Here is a 15,141-nt window from a genome sequence, read left to right on the forward strand (position 1 = left end):
GCTACGCCGCCGAGCGAGTGCTCCGGCCGGACCCGGAGGTCGCGTCCCGGTACCAGTACTCGAGGGTCAGCACATGCCACAGATGCTTGGAGAAGTCCCGCTGCCCGGCGGCGTCCTCGGCGACCATGCGCGCCAGCGCGTCGCGGCGCAGGAGCCCGGAATTCACGAGCACGCCGTCGTTGACCACCTCGCGCACCAGCGGTGCCAGATCCCGGCTCATCCAGGCGCGCAGCGGGGCGCTGAACAGGCCCTTGGGCCGGTAGACGATCTCCCGGGGCAGGATCGAGGTGGCCGCCTCCTTGAGGACGGCCTTGCCCTGCCGTCCGACGATCTTGCGATCGCCGGGCACGGCGAACGCCGCCTTGACCACCTCGACGTCCACGTACGGCACCCGCACCTCGGTCGAGGCGGCCATGCTCGACCGGTCCGTGTAGGCGAGGTTCAGGCCCGGCAGGAACATCCGGGCGTCGCCCAGGCACATGCGGTTGACGAAGTCGTCGAGGTCGTTGTCCTGGTAGACGTCCGCGTGCTCGGTCAGCACGTCCTCGACCGTCCCGGCCAAGTCCGGATCGACCAGGGCGAGCAGCTCGTCCTGGTCGTACATGGTGTAGCTGCGCCGGAACGCGGTCTCCTCCGGCAGGTCGGCGAAGGAGAGGAACCGCTTCGCGAAGCGCACCGACCGGTACCCCCGGCGGGCCGTGGCGACCGGCAGCCGGTCGACGGCCCTGGACAGGCCGCGCCGCAGGGGCCGCGGGACGCGCTGGTAGCGCAGCGCGAGCAGGTTGGCCAGGTGCTTGCGGTAGCCGGCGAACAGCTCGTCGGCACCCATCCCCGAGAGCATCACCTTGACCCCGGCCTCTCGGGCTGCCGAGCAGATCAGAAAGGTGTTGATCGCGGCGGGATCGCCTATCGGCTCGTCCAGGTGGTACGTCATCTGCGGCAGCAGGTCGAGCACATTCGGAGCGATCTCGATCTCGTGCAGGTCGACGCCGAACCGCTCGGCCACCCGCCGGGCGAAGTGCAGGTCGTCCGGCATCGCCTCGAACTTGGCGTCCTCGGCGCGGAACCCGATCGTGTAGGCGGAGATCCCGGGTTGCCTGCGCGCCGCGAGCGCGGTCAGGTAGCTGGAGTCGAGACCGCCGGAGAGGAAGGTCGCCACGGGTACGTCGGAGAGCAGGTGCCGCCGGGTCGACTCCTCGACGATGGCGGCCAGGTCCGGCTGCTCGCCGGCCCGGGCCCGCTCCTGGCCCTCGGCGGCGACGTCCCTCAGGTTCCAGTACCGGCCGCGCTCCACCCGGCCGTCGGGCCGGCACCGGAGCCAGCTCCCCGGCGGCAGCTTCTCCGCTTCGCGGAACGCGCACCGTGAGTCCGGAACCCAGTAGTACAGCAGTGAGGCCACCAGCGCCGCGTGGTCCACCTCCAGCGAACCACCGGTGGCGGCGGCGAGCGCCTTGAGCTCGGAGGCGAACACCAGGCCCTCGCCGCGCCGGAGCAGGAACAGCGGCTTGATGCCGAGCTGGTCGCGGGCGAGCACCAGTTCACCGGTTCGCTCGTCGAAGATCCCGAACGCGAACATGCCGCGCAGCCGGGGCAGGCAGTCCGTGCCCCAGCGCCGCCAGGCCTCAAGGAGCACCTCGGAATCGGAGGTACCGCGGAAGCGCACCCCGGCGGCGGCCAACTCGGCACGGAGTTCGGGCGCGTTGTACAGCTCGCCGTTGTACGTGAGGGCGAGGCCGTCCGAGACCATCGGCTGAGCGCCGGTCTCGGACAGGTCGATGATGGCAAGGCGGCGGTGCCCGAGGTGCACCTCGCCGTCACCGACGGGGTGGCCGTACCGGCCCGCCCCGTCCGGACCGCGGTGGGCGAGGGTATCGGTGAGCCGGTCGGTCACGACCTTCCCGTCCGGCCAGTGGTACGTGCCTGCGATGCCGCACATGTCTTAGCGCGCCTCCTGGTCGATGTCCGGGACTCGTGCCCATGACGGCCGCTCCGTCCGCGGCCGGCCCGTCACGTTCTCCCGGGCCAGCCGCTCGTTGTGGCCGCGCAGCGCGGTGTGCAGCCCGTCCCAGAGGGTGCCGTCGGTCCGGTCCCGCGGGTCGGGGTCGATCAGCACCACACCGATCACCGGAATGAGCAGGTCCGCGAGCTGCCGCGCCACGGTGTGCAGCCATGCGGCGCTGCCGTGCCCGGCACGCACGACGAGCACGGTCTGGGTACCGAGGTCTTCGAGGGCCGTCCACGCCGTGCCGGGCGCCACGGAGCCGACACCGACTCGGCGCTCCTGATGCGACACGGCCGCGGCATGCTCGCCGCTGACCACGGTCGGGTCTCCTGGCTTCGGGCGGCGGCGTGCGAGCTGCGGGCCGGGCAGACCGTCGATGATGACCACGGGCCCCTCCGCCGCCAGTGCCTCGGCGAGGTCCAGGGCGATCACGCTCGTGCTGCGCGCACAGCCCAGTTCCAGCAGCGACACCGGTTCCGCGGAGCCGCGCACGGTGCGGGCCAGGGTCGCGGTGAGCCGTTCGCGGGCCACCCGGGTCCGTCGGCGCTGCCACAGCCTGCCCGACCGGCGGGGCAGCTCCGCGATGACCGAGGCCCCCAGGTTCGCCGCGATGTCCCGGCGCAGCACGGGGCGGTCCGCCACCACCGTGCCGACCGCGGCGATCACGAGCCCGAGGACGAGCCCGAGGACGAGCCCGATCGCGGCGTTGGTGGCAGCGGCTCCGGGCAGGGAGTGCTGCACCGCGCGCGGGGCGTCCACGATCTGTGTGCCGGCGATGAGCTGGGGGGTGCCGATGCGTGCCTCCGCGGCGCGCTGGGTGAAATCAGTGATCCGCGAGGTGAGCTCGGCCCGGCGGGCGAAGAGCGACTCCAGGTCCGCCGACGCCGTCGGCCCACTCTCCGGCGATCCGTTCTCGATCGCCTTGTTGACCTTGACGAGTTCGTCCCGCATGCGGTCACGCTGGTCGAGCAGGCCCGTGGACTCGGCGTTCGCGGCTTCCTGTATCCGCCTCACATGGTCCGCGACGAACGCGTCGGCCAGTGCCTTGGCGCGGGCCACCGCTTCCGCGTCGCTGTCACCCGTCACATCGATCTGCAGCAGGTTGTTGGTCAGGCCGACACCCCCGTAGTCCCGCATGAAGTCCTCTGGTTTTTCAGGGGAGTCGAGGGACTGCAGGGCCTTACCGGCGATTCGCGTGGTTTGCAGCAGCGCGACGTCGGTGCGGATCAGCGTTCCGGGGTCGTTCGGCTGATCCTCCTGATGCGCGACCAGCACCTTGGTCACCGCGGCCGGCGGCGGCGGCCGCAGGATCGCCACCGCCGCGCCGACCAGCAGCCCCAGCAGCGCCAGGGAGCACCACAGGCGACGGCGCCTGCGCACCGCCACCACCAGTGCCTGCAGGTCGAAGAGTGGAGTGACTACAGACGACTCCGAACTCGTGCTTGTCGTCACACTGAACCTCCCGTCGCGTGACCGCGAACCGCGAACGCCACGGTGGCGTTGTCCGGAGGTTGGCCGGCAGATCGCGTCGGACGGGCCCGGACCGTGTCGGCGACGACGATGCCGACCACCTCATGCCTGCCGTCCGCACACGCCTCGGCGATGCCGGCGAGCTCCTCAGCGGTCCAGCTGCCCGCGCTGAGCACGACCAGGGCACCGGACTCGGTGTCGCGGTCCGGAACCGTCGGCCGGTCCACCGAGACCTCCACCACGCGCAGCAGCGGATCGCCCTTGGCCTCGGCGACGAGCTGCTCGGCGGCCCGGCGGGCAACCTCGTCGCCGTCCGGTACGACAACCAGCAGCCGCCGGGGGGCCGGCAGCTGGTCCCGGAGGCGAGCGCACACCCGCCGGTAGCGGATCCGCGTGCCGGCCTCGTCGCCGGACCTCTGCGGGACCGGTAGGTCCCACCGGGTGTCGACGCCGAGCAGTCGGCGGATCCGGGCTCGCGGGCCACGGCCTTCTGGCCGGTACGCGCTCTGTTCACCGGGCACGTCGACGGTGCCGAGGAGCGCCGAGCCCAGCGCCGCGGCGATCTGCGGTTCGGTGCGCAGTCGGCGATTCACCCGTACGGCGACGAGATGGCCGATGACCGCGAGCAGGAAGAACAGCAGCGCCCCGGCGACGATGAGCTGCGTCCTCGTCGGCGGCGCCTCACCGGTCGGCCGGGCAGCCGGTCCCATGACGACCATGCCGGCCTTGTCGTTCGCCGGGTCGGCCTGGTCGAGCTTCGTCATGGCCTCCTCCAGCGAGGTGCGCAGCTTCTCGAGCTCGGTGCGGGCCTGCACGCCCTCCACGGTCTGCCCCGGATCGGCCGCACTGGCCAGGTCGGTGATGCGGCGGTTGGTCTCCACGACCTTCTGCCGCAGCGCCTCGGTCCCGGTGGCCGCGTCGGGGTCGGTGCTGCCGCCTGCGATCCGCGCGGCGAATTTGACGAACTGCTGGGCCATCCGGTCGGAGAGCTGCTGCGCGCGCTCCGGGGTGTCGGCGCTTCCCGAGATCTTGATGATGTTCCCGTCGGCGGCCTTGGCGCTCACTCGGTCCCGCAGCTCGGTGCCGCTGACTCCGCTCCAGTCGAGAGCGGCGGCCGCGCGGTCGACCACCGTCGAACTGGTCGCGACATCCACCTGGGTCAGCAGCTCGCGCTCTTCCCACTGTCCCGGCAGCAGTACCGATGCCGACGCCGTGTACCGCGGCGGGAACAGCACCGAGGTGCCGTAGCCGGCGAGCGCGCCCACCAGGGCGAGGACGGCGAGAAGCCGCCATCGTCGACGGAGAATCCGCCCGATCGTGACCAGGCGGATCGTGTCATCGCTCAACGGCGCTGCCTCTTCCCTGTGCTCTTCCTTGTGCTCTTCCCGGTGCGGACCGGGTCGCCCGCCGACACCGGGACGTCGTCACCGCACGCGGCGGCGTAGGCGGCGAGCAGCGACGCTTGCGAGTTCCGCCAGGAAAGCTCTCCGCTGATCCGCTCCTGGCCGATCTTGCCCATCCGGGCCCGCTTCTCCGGATCGTCGAGGAGCAGCGCGACGAGCTTGGCGAATTCGGCCTCGTCGTTGGCGGGCGCGTAGAGGGCGGCTTCACCGGCGGAGACGCGCGCCTCCCGGAGGTCGAACGAGACGATGGGCCGGCCCATCGCCATGTACTCCAGGACCTTGTTCATGGTCGACACGTCGTTGAGCGGATTGAGCGGGTCGGGGGAAAGGCACACGTCCGCGGTGGACAGGTAGCGCACCAGGTCGGCGTCCGGAACGCGCCCGGTGAACTGCACCTGCTCGGAGAGCCCGAGCCGCCGGGACAGCTCCACCATCGCGTCGAAGGCGTCGCCGGAACCGACGAACACCGCGTGCCAGTCGGTCCGCCCGAACTCGTCGCGCAGCTTGGCGAGGGCGCGCAAGGCGTAGTCGACGCCGTCCTGCGGTCCCATGACGCCGAGGTAGCACAGCAGATGAGGCTTGCCGCGCTTCAACTCCGGCTCGGGCGGCACCGGTTGGAACCGGTCGGTCTGCGGCGCGCTGCGCACCACGAAGACGTCGGACGGCCGCCGACCGCCCCGGCGCAGCGCGACGTCCCGGTAGCTCTCGTTCGTGGCGAGCACGACGTCCGCGGCCCGGTAGGTCAGCCGTTCCAGCGCGCACACGGCGCGGTAGAGCAGATCCTCGCCGCGGTCGAACCGGGAGAGGTACAGCTCGGGTACCAGGTCGTGCTGGTCGAAGACGAACCGCGCGCCGCGCCGCTTCAGCCACCGTGCCGGCAGGAACAGCAGGTCGGGCGGGTTGCAGGCGTGGACCACGTCGACCGGGCCGACCTTGCGGGCCAGCCGGACCGTATGCCACAGCGCCGATCCGTACTCCCGCAGGTAGCCGACCGGTCCTCCGGTGGCCGCGCGCAACGGGTAGCGGTGGATCCGCACCCCGTCGATCTCCGCCTCCGGCTCCGTGTCCCGCTTCTCCCCCCGGGGACAGATGACGTGCACCTCCCAGCCCGCGTCGCGCAGGGTCGTGCACTCCTGCCACACCCGCCGGTCGAACGGCACCGACAGGTTCTCCACCAGGATCAGCGCGCGCCGGTCCGGCCGGTCGCCGCCGGTCATGTCTTCAGTCGATGTGTCACCAAGCAAGGCCCACGTACCCCGGTTCGGCCCGGCGCGCCTCGGCGTCGGGAAGGTGGATGAGGTCGATCAGCACCGGTCCTTCACCATGGGGCAGCGCCGACAGTACGGCCGGATCGCTGGTCCCGACCAGGCATACCTCGGCGTGCTCGAGCACCTCGCCGACGGAGTCCGCGAGCAGTTGCCCGAGGTGCGGCAGCCGGGTCTCGATGTACTCACGGTTCGCGCCGATCAGCCGGGAGAGGCTCACGTTGGCGTCGTAGATCCGCAGGTCGTACCCCTTACCGAAGAGCCTCTCCGCCAGCTCGACGAGCGGGCTCTCGCGGAGGTCGTCGGTGCCGGACTTGAAGGACAGCCCGAACAGACCCACCCGGCGCTTGCCGGTGCGCTCGACCAGGTCCACCGCGCGCTGCAGATGGTCGGAGTTGGAGGGCAGCACATGGGCGAGGATGGGCACCGAGACGTCGGCCCGCCGCGCCGCGTGGACCAGGCTGCGCAGGTCCTTGGGCAGGCAGGAACCACCGAAGGCGAAGCCGGGCCGCAGATAGGCGGGACTGATGTTCAGCTTGCGGTCGGCCAGGAACACGTCCATCACCTGGTGCGAGTCCACCCCGAGGGCCTGGCACACCGCGCCCAGCTCGTTCGCGAAGCCGATCTTGAGGCCGTGGAACGCGTTGTCCGCGTACTTGATCGCCTCGGCCGTCGGGACCGGCACCCGGAACACCTCGCCGGGCAAGCCGTCGTACAGCGCCGCCACCGCGTCGCCGCTCGCCGGATCGATCTCGCCGATCACGGTCTTGGGCGGGTCGAAGAAGTCCCGCACGCTCGTGCCCTCGCGCAGGAACTCCGGGTTGACCGCGACCCCGAAGTCCACCCCGGCCGTGCCGCCGACGTACTTCTCCAGGATCGGCACCAGCAGGTTCATGCAGGTGCCCGGGAGCATGGTGCTGCGGAACACGACGGTGTGCCGCCCGCCCCGTTCGGCCAGCGCGGCACCGATCTGCTCGGTGACCCGCTCCAAGTACGTGGTGCACAGGCTGCCGTTGGGCTCCGACGGTGTGCCCACACAGACCAGGGAAACCTCACTGCACATGATCGCCTCGCGGACGTCGCCGGTGGCGCGTAACGCTCCGGCCTGTACGACCTCGGCTATGAGCTCGCCGATCCGCTCCTCGACGACCGGGGCCTTGCCGTCGTTGACCAGGTCGACCTTCGCCTGGTTCACGTCGACTCCGATGACCTCGTGACCTTGGCCGGCCAGGCACGCGGCCGACACGCAGCCCACGTAGCCGAGCCCCAGGACGCTGACTCTCATGACCCGTTCCTCCCCCCAGGCAGGCCCTTTTGGCCTGCGGTCCGTGCGCCGACCGGACGACGTCCCCCGCGCATCAGTAGGCCCCCTGCCCGTGGAGCACCGCACGCAGCGTCTTCCACAGGATCACTGTGTCGAGGGCGAGCGACCAGTCCTCCACGTACCGCAGGTCGAGGCGGACGGCCTCCTCCCACGGCAGGTCGCTGCGACCGCTTATCTGCCACAGGCCGGTGAGTCCGGGCTTGACGAGCAGCCGCCGCCGGATGTCCGGACCGTACGCGGCGGACTCCTCCGGTAACGGAGGCCGCGGACCGACGAGCGACATCGATCCGGTGAGTACGTTGAAGAGCTGCGGGAGCTCGTCGATCGAGTACCGGCGCAGCACTGCTCCCACCCGGGTCACCCGCGGATCCCGGCGGAGCTTGAACAGCAGGCCGGCGCCCTCGTTGCGGTCGGCCAGCTCGGCACGCGCCCCGTGAGCCCCGGCGGCCATGGTGCGGAACTTGAGAATGGTGAACTCGCGGCCGTCCTTGCCGACCCTGCGCTGGCGGTAGAACGCCCCACCCCTGCTGTCCACCAGCACGAGCAGCCCGACGAACACCATCAGCGGTGCGAACAGCATCAGCAGGACCGCCGCGCCCATCCGGTCGACGACCCCTTTGATCGCCCGGCGACCTCCGGTGAAGGTCGGCATGCTGACTCGCAGCAGCGGTATCCCGAGCACCGCGTCGACGTGCAGCCGCGGGCCGGCCACCTCCATCAGCACGGGGGCCACGACCATCTCGGCGTCGCTGCCTTCGAGGTTCCAGGCAAGCCGCTGCAGCCGGTCCGGTGACCAGTGCGGGTCCGGTGTGACAGCGACGACACGGTAGCCGTCGCGCCTGACATGGTTGGCCACGTCCGCCAGTTGCCCGACGACCGGCACTCCGTCCAATTGGTCACCGTCGAACCCGAGACCGTCCGTCGTGCACACCGCGTCCACCCGCCACCCGAGGTGCGGAAGCTTGCGGGTTCGGGTGATCAGGTCGCGCACGGTGGCCAGGCTCCCGGCAGCGAGCACCGGTCTCAGGCACTGTCCTTCCTTGCGCTGTTTGTGCAGCCAGAGACGGAGCAGATACCGCTCGGTCATGGTGGTGAGCGCGATCGCGGGGACCGCGACGAAGATCCAGAGCTTGATGTTGCGTGAGGTGAGGGCGATCCCGCCGAGCGCCAGTACGACGGTCGCCGTGAACAGTGAGCGTCCGAGCCGGCGTAATTCCTCGGCGCCCTGGCCGAGTACGGCCGGCGCCCACGACCGGCTCACCGCGAGTGCTCCCAGCACCAGCAGCTCGGTGCCGAATGCGAGAATCCCCCACTTCTCATGCCAGTTGGCCGCGTCCCGGGCCCCGAAGAAGTTGCCGATCGCCGCCACCACCAAGGCGGTGACCACGGTATCGCTGGTGATAACGGTACGGCGGTACCGCTGCTCCCAGTCGTTCACCGGCCGGCTGATTGCCCCGTTCGCCAAACCCCCGCGCGCCGACGGAAGCGGGCCGACTAATCCCCCCTGCCGCACAGAACCCCCCCGGTCCCCAGTGGTACGACGTGCTCGCCCGACACTGTTCCTCCCCCTCAAGAGGCCCCCGCCCCGACGCCGCGCTGCTACTCACCCAGGAAGCCCCTCGCCCCCCGCGCATGACATTTACAGCTATTTCGGCGCTACTTGAACAGCCCACCCTGGCGGCGACAGGCAGGTCCCGCCAGACTCTCGAGCTGCGCGGGAACCGTTCGAAACCTCGGATGCTCCCCGCACCCAAAGCCCCCTCTGCGGCTCAAAGAACTACTCACCCCCACGTCGGACGGCGGAGACACAGCTACCGGCTGCCCGCAACGTCTGACCAATAGATCATGATTTGTCGCCTCGTGTCCCAGCATGTGAAGAAGCACGGTCAATCTAGACCATCGGGGCCCGTCTGAAGAGAGGTGTGTGTGCAATTTGTGCTCAAGATTTGAAGCGGGATCCAGAGATCGACCACCGCCTGCGGTGCCTTGATGATGAAGACGTACGTTGTGACCCGTAATGCCGGGTTGCCGGTACCGGCCCGCCGGTGAGGCTCGACGAGTTCCCGCGCCGGATGCGACCTCGGAGCCCGACGGCGACCTCACTTCCGGCTCCAGCGCGTCCAGTTGCTCGTCGGCGGAGGCTGGAGGAGAGCGCCGCCACGATGCGGGCGCCTCGGCAAGGCCCGGTCGGCACGCTTCGGTTGCTCGTGCGGCGCGAGCTGGGCGAGCGTCTCGACCGCCGGGAACGTGTGCGTGACCTGACCGACCTCCCTGGTCGCCCGGGACCCGCTGCTCGCCCCGCTCGTCGCCCGCTACGGCTCCAGCCAGCAGTCGAACCGGATGTCGTCGCTCAGAGCGGCCCGGTCATAGTGCTCCTCGTCCATCATGTGTCCACCGAACCGACCGGTTGAGGCCTTTACAGGAAGCGCCACAAGTGGTCGGCCGTGCCGTTGTCGTCGAACTGCACAACCTGCGCGCTGTTGCCGGTGGACATGCGGTCCACCCCGAGGACCTTGCCGCTGTTCTTGTTGCGGATGCGATACCAGCCGTCGCCGCTGTCCAGCAGTGTCCAGAGGTGGTCGGCCGTTCCGTTGTCCTCGAACTGCACGACGATCGCGCTGTCGTCCATGGACATGCGGTCGACGCCGAGCACCTTGCCGCTCTGGCCGTTGCGGATCAGATACCAGCCGTCGCCCTTGTCGACGAGCTGCCAGGCGTGGTCGCCCGTCCCCGTGTTGTCGAACTGCACCACGCGTGCGCTGTTCTCGGTGGACATTCCGTCGACGGCGAGGACCTTGCCGCTGTTCTTGTTCGCGATTCTTCGGAACGCTGGTTCCGGCGTCCAGGGCCGTCCATCGGGTGCCGCCGTGGGGAAGGACGTGATGCGAAGCCGCGCCGCACCCATGGGGATGAGGGTGACCGTCTCCACCGGGGCGTCGCTGCGGGCGGGGCCGTCCTGGAGCGGCGCGACGACATGTTCGTCGTCCGCGACCCATTCCTGGATCTTCCGGGCCTGTGCCGAGATGCGCAGAGGTGAGGTGTCCGGAGTGAACGGCTGGTCCGTTACGACAGCACTGGTCCGGGCGGGGTTCAGCGGGGTCTCCGGGAGGAGGCCGTAGTTCCACGCGGTGGTGGCGTGGACCTCGTACGCGGGGAACTCTTCGTCTCCCGCGTAGCGGTCGTAGCGTTCGCCGATCTTCAACGAGTAGGCGAGCGGGCCTCGTTCGACGCTGACCGCACCGTGCCGGCCGGGCCAGTGGCGCAACTGGGCCTGCTGGGGCAGCTGCAGGCGGACGACGTCGCCGTCGCGCCAGGTGCGCTCCACCCGCGCCCAGGACGGTCCGTCCGGGGCCGCCACCGAAGCGCCGTTGACCCGGAGCCGGGGGCCTCGGCACCAGCCGGGCACACGCAACTGCAGGGGGAAGCGCACGGGGCGGGGCGTGGAGATGGTGAAGGTGATCGTGTCCTCGAAGGGATAGCCCGTCTCTTCGGTGACGGTCACGGTCGTTCCGCCCGCGACCGTGGCCCGGACCCGGCTCGGAGCGTAGAGCGCCGCGGCCAGACCGCCGTCGGCGCCGGCGAGCCAGAGTTCCTCGGTGAAGTACGGCCAGCCCATGCCGTAGTTGTGGGGACAGCACCGGTACTGGTCGACACCGGCCTGGAAGGCCTGCATGGCGAAGCCGTTCTGGAACTGGCCCTGGGTCTTGGGGCGGTTGTCGAGGTCGACGCCGTTGGCGCTGGTGATGTAGTGAACGGACCTGCCGTCGGGGTCGAGGGAGGCCGGGAGCAGGTTGAAGGCGAGGTCTTCGCAGCGGTCCGCCCAGACCGGATCTCCGGTGATCCTGGTCAGCAGCTCGTGGCTGGCCATGAACTCGACGATGCCGCAGGTCTCGAAGCCCTGCCGGGGGTCCGCGAACCCGGGCCGGACGTTCTCGTCGCCCGCCATGCCTCCACCGGGGAACCGTCCGTACGGGTCCATCACGGCGTCGTAGGCGCGATAGGTGGCCCGGGTGGGGTCGGCGGAGCCGGTCAACTGGGCGTATTGGGCGGGCTCCCGGAATCCCTGGGCGATGTTCACGTTGTGCCGACTCGGTGTCGCGCCGGTCCAGTCGGCGCCGTGAGTGTGCATCTTGGCGGCCAGATCGAGCAGGAACGCCTCGCCGGTACGGCGGTAGAGCCACACGACCACGTCGAGACCGTCGCCCCAACGGTAGGACACCCAGCTGGTGTTGAAGGCGCCCGGCCCCTGAGCGTTCATGAAGCGGAAGAAGCGGAGGAGGAACGGCACCACCCGCTGGTCGTGGCTGTACTCCTCGTGTGTCCGCAGGGCCTGCAGGAGCGGCAGGAAGGGCCAGAAGTCGGGACCGCCGTTGAGTGCGGTGCGTAAGGCACGCGGTCCGAAGAAGCCGCCACTCTCCTGGGTCGCGAGGACCGCCTCCACCCACGCGCGCGACCGGGTCAGGGCGTGCGGGTCGCCCGTGGCGATGGCCAGCGGCAGGTAGCCGCGCAGCCAGTACGGCAGTTCCTCCCAGGCGTCGTGCTCGGGGTGCACCCAGCCGGAGGTCGAGAAGTCGAGGAAGTGCGAGAAGGATTCGTACCTGCCGCACAGACCGTCGAGCTGCAACCGGAGCTGGCCGGCGAGCCAGCCACGGGCCACGACACTGCCGGGCGGCAGCTTCTGGAATCTGTCGGGTATCCGCGTCTCGGCTCGCGGACGGGCAGCCGCGGCCGCGACTCCCCCGGACGCGACTCCGAGAGCCGCGGCCCCCAGGGTGCCGGACCCGATACCGAGGAGTTCTCGTCTGCTCATGGACATGCAGGTGACCTGCCTTCCGGAAGGGCCGACGTGCAGTGCGACAACGTTGTCTCCCGCCGATCGAGCAACCTCCGGACCATCCGGACGTGGCTCCGCAGCGACTCCCCCGAGGGGCGGTTCCACGGCTCTGTACAACGTTGGAAATGATGCAGTGGACATGACAGCACGGGCGGGTGTGCCTGTCCAGGGTTCACACGCACCTCGGCACCACCTGGGAGGGCAGACCCCTGCGGCGAGGTCTCCACTGTCCCTGCGAGCCCCGTCAGCCGTAGTACTGGTCGGTGTACACCGGGCCGCCCGGCTCGGGATCACACCCCTGGTGCCTGTCCGGACCGCCCCCGTGCGACAGAACGTAGAGGTATCCCTGGCTCAGATGGCAGCCCTTCTCGGTCCAGGAGTCGGCCGCGATCGTGCACACCAGGAGCAGCAGCAACAGCAGTAACGTGGCGGTCATCCTCTGAGTACGCGACGGGCGCCGACCCGTAGCGGCTGTGTCTGACATACGCGCGATGGTGATGGGCACACGGTACGCGCCGTGTGGGAGTGATGAGTTCGTGACCACCCCGACCGCGCCCAGCCGCCGGAGAGCAACTCCGTGGGAAAACCGAACCAGCGGCCCAGTCAGTGGTGTTGGCCTTGTCGGCCGTGGTCGCCGTCGTCATCCGGACCGGGGCGGGTCCGTGCACGGAAGGTGCGACGGTAGGCGTCGGGAGGCACCCCGACCGTGCGGTTGAAGTGACGGCGCAGCGTCGTGGCGGTGCCCATGCCGGTGGCCGCCGCGATGGTGTCGACGCCGGCGTCGGTGGTCTCCAGCAACTCCTGGGCGTGGCGGATCCGCTGGGTCAGCAGCCATTGCAGCGGGGTGGTGCCGGTCACCGACCTGAAGTGACGGCCGAGGTTCCGCGAGCTCATCCGCGCCTGGCGGGCCAAGTCCTCGACGGTCAGCGGATGGTCAAGGCGCTCGATCACCCAAGGGAGCAGCTCGGCGAGCGGGTGGTTGTCCGGCGCGGGCACCGGCGTCGTGACGAACTGGGCCTGGCCGCCGTCCCGATGGGGCGGCACGACCAGGCGGCGGGCGACCGTGTTGGCGACCGACGAGCCGTGGTCGAGGCGGACGAGGTGCAGGCACAGGTCCATCGCGGCGGCTTTGCCGGCGGAGGTGAGCACGCTGCCGTTGTCCACGTAGAGGACGTCCGGGTCCACCTGCACCCGGGGATGGCGGACGGCCAGCTCCTGGGTGTGCGCCCAGTGTGTGGTCGCGCGCTTGCCGTCCAGCAGACCGGCGGCGGCCAGGACGAACGCGCCGGTGCACAGGGATGCGATGCGGGCGCCCGCCTCGTGGGCTCTGCGCACCGCGTCGACGAGGTCGGTCGGTGGGTCCTGATCGACATCCGCCCAGCCCGGGACGATGACCGTGTCGGCGCGCGCGAGCCGCTCGAGGCCGTGGTCGGGCTCCAGCAGGAACCGTCCGACCCGCACGGGGCGCGGCCCGCAGACGGCGATGTCGTACCAGGGGCCCGGCACCGCGTCCGGGGCCGAGCCGAAGACCTCGTAGGCCAGGGCCAGTTCGAAGTGGAGCATCCCGTCGGTGACGGCCAGCGCGACAGTGTCCATGTCCGGAATTGTACGAGGCATGGCGTTCCGGACACTCGTGCCAGCCGCCCGCCCCCGTCAGGATGTCCCTACGGATCACGGCAGATCACTTGGACACGGAGGAAAACCCATGGGGTCGGGGCAGGTAGTGACGGTGTTCGGCGCGTACGGGCACACCGGGCGGTTCGTGGTGGCGGAGCTGCGGGAGCGCGGTTTCGTGCCGGTTCTCTCCGGCCGGGACCCCGAGAAGCTGAAGGCGCTGGCGGCCTCCCATCCCGAACTCGACGTCCGCCCGGCGTCGGTCGACGATCCGGCCGCGCTCGACCACGCATTGGCCGGAGCGGCGGCTGTGATCAACTGCGCCGGGCCGTTCGCCACGACGGCTGCCCCCGTGATCGAGGCGGCACTGCGCGCCAAAATCCCCTATGTGGATGTGGCGGCCGAGATCGAGGCCAACGTCGACACGTTCGAGCACTTCACGGACCGCGCCCGAGCGGCGGGAGGGGTGATCGTCCCCGCGATGGCCTTCTACGGCGGGCTCGGCGACCTGCTGGCCACCGCCGCGATGGGCGACTGGACGGCAGCCGACGAGGCGCACATCGCGTACGGACTGAGCGATTGGCACCCCACCGCCGGGACTCGTGCGGCAGGTGCGGTCTCCCGGGAGCGGCGAGATGGCCGACGTGTCCGGTACACGCAGGGGCAGTTGGAGTACCGCCAGGACGCCGCGCCCACCCTGGAGTGGCCGTTCCCCGACCCGATGGGCCCGCGATCCGTCATCGGGGAGTTCTCGATGGCCGACGTGGTCACCGTGCCCAGTCACCTCGCCGTCCCTGAGGTACGCAACTACATGACCGTCGAGGCGGCCACGGACCTCTCGGCCTCCGACACCCCAGCGCCCAGCGCGGTCGACGAGCACGGGCGGTCCGCGCAGACCTTCCTCGTCGACGTCGTCGTACGCTCCAAGGGCGCCGAACGGCGAGCCGTGGCCAGAGGCCAGGACATCTACGCCATCACCGCGCCGCTCGCGGTCGAAGCCGTCGACCGCATCCTCACAGGGCGGACCAGAACGGTCGGGGTCGCCTCCGCCGGCGAGATCTTCGACGCGGTCGACTTCCTCCGCGCGCTGTCCGCGCACCTGACCCTCGAGCTGCGGCAGTAGAGGTCCCCGCCCATAGCCACACCAAGCGACTGAGCCGGCCGGCAGGCACGGCAGGCAGCGTTGCGGTACGAGCACTGACGGACAACCGCGAGGCCCCTACCTCCAT

General features: G+C 70.3%; 10 protein-coding genes. 1 reads left to right on the forward strand and 9 read right to left on the reverse strand.

Annotation, left to right across the window (positions count from 1 at the left end; all coding sequences use genetic code 11):
* Position 1: 1 nt before the first annotated feature.
* The 9 genes from asnB to ACFWBT_RS11850 all read right to left on the reverse strand — a co-directional run bounded on the left by asnB (position 2) and on the right by ACFWBT_RS11850 (position 13,894).
* Complete coding sequence (gene asnB / locus ACFWBT_RS11810; RefSeq protein WP_385698403.1) at positions 2 to 1,936, reverse strand: asparagine synthase (glutamine-hydrolyzing); 1,935 nt, start codon at positions 1,934 to 1,936, stop codon at positions 2 to 4.
* Between the two features lie 3 nt (positions 1,937 to 1,939).
* Complete coding sequence (locus tag ACFWBT_RS11815) at positions 1,940 to 3,454, reverse strand: Wzz/FepE/Etk N-terminal domain-containing protein (protein WP_385698405.1); 1,515 nt, start codon at positions 3,452 to 3,454, stop codon at positions 1,940 to 1,942.
* Positions 3,451 to 4,818 (reverse strand): Wzz/FepE/Etk N-terminal domain-containing protein, encoded by a 1,368-nt coding sequence (locus tag ACFWBT_RS11820; protein ID WP_385698407.1) that lies wholly within the window; start codon positions 4,816 to 4,818, stop codon positions 3,451 to 3,453. Before ACFWBT_RS11820 ends, ACFWBT_RS11815 begins: the two co-directional genes overlap by 4 nt.
* Positions 4,815 to 6,092 carry a glycosyltransferase family 4 protein gene (locus tag ACFWBT_RS11825; protein WP_385698409.1) on the reverse strand — a complete coding sequence of 426 codons (1,278 nt, stop codon included), beginning with the start codon at positions 6,090 to 6,092 and terminating at the stop codon, positions 4,815 to 4,817. Before ACFWBT_RS11825 ends, ACFWBT_RS11820 begins: the two co-directional genes overlap by 4 nt.
* Positions 6,093 to 6,108: 16 nt before the next feature.
* Positions 6,109 to 7,425, reverse strand: coding sequence for a nucleotide sugar dehydrogenase (locus tag ACFWBT_RS11830; protein ID WP_385698411.1), 1,317 nt, complete (start codon positions 7,423 to 7,425; stop codon positions 6,109 to 6,111).
* A 73-nt stretch (positions 7,426 to 7,498) separates the two neighbouring features.
* Positions 7,499 to 8,977 carry a sugar transferase gene (locus tag ACFWBT_RS11835; RefSeq protein ID WP_385698412.1) on the reverse strand — a complete coding sequence of 493 codons (1,479 nt, stop codon included), beginning with the start codon at positions 8,975 to 8,977 and terminating at the stop codon, positions 7,499 to 7,501.
* Positions 8,978 to 9,880: 903 nt separating this feature from the next.
* Entirely contained in the window at positions 9,881 to 12,280 is a 2,400-nt protein-coding gene (locus ACFWBT_RS11840; RefSeq protein ID WP_385698414.1) for a beta-L-arabinofuranosidase domain-containing protein, read from the reverse strand.
* Between the two features lie 262 nt (positions 12,281 to 12,542).
* Positions 12,543 to 12,734 (reverse strand): hypothetical protein, encoded by a 192-nt coding sequence (locus ACFWBT_RS11845; RefSeq protein WP_385698417.1) that lies wholly within the window; start codon positions 12,732 to 12,734, stop codon positions 12,543 to 12,545.
* A 167-nt stretch (positions 12,735 to 12,901) separates the two neighbouring features.
* Positions 12,902 to 13,894, reverse strand: a complete 993-nt coding sequence (locus ACFWBT_RS11850) for a helix-turn-helix domain-containing protein (protein WP_385698420.1) — start codon at positions 13,892 to 13,894, stop codon at positions 12,902 to 12,904.
* A 109-nt stretch (positions 13,895 to 14,003) separates the two neighbouring features.
* On the opposite strand from ACFWBT_RS11850, the gene ACFWBT_RS11855 reads away from it, so the two are divergent.
* Positions 14,004 to 15,035, forward strand: coding sequence for a saccharopine dehydrogenase family protein (locus ACFWBT_RS11855; protein ID WP_385698423.1), 1,032 nt, complete (start codon positions 14,004 to 14,006; stop codon positions 15,033 to 15,035).
* Positions 15,036 to 15,141 lie beyond the last annotated feature (106 nt).

The sequence above is a fragment of the Streptomyces sp. NPDC060027 genome, from assembly GCF_042737005.1.
In the GTDB taxonomy this organism is placed as follows: Bacteria; Actinomycetota; Actinomycetes; order Streptomycetales; family Streptomycetaceae; genus Streptomyces.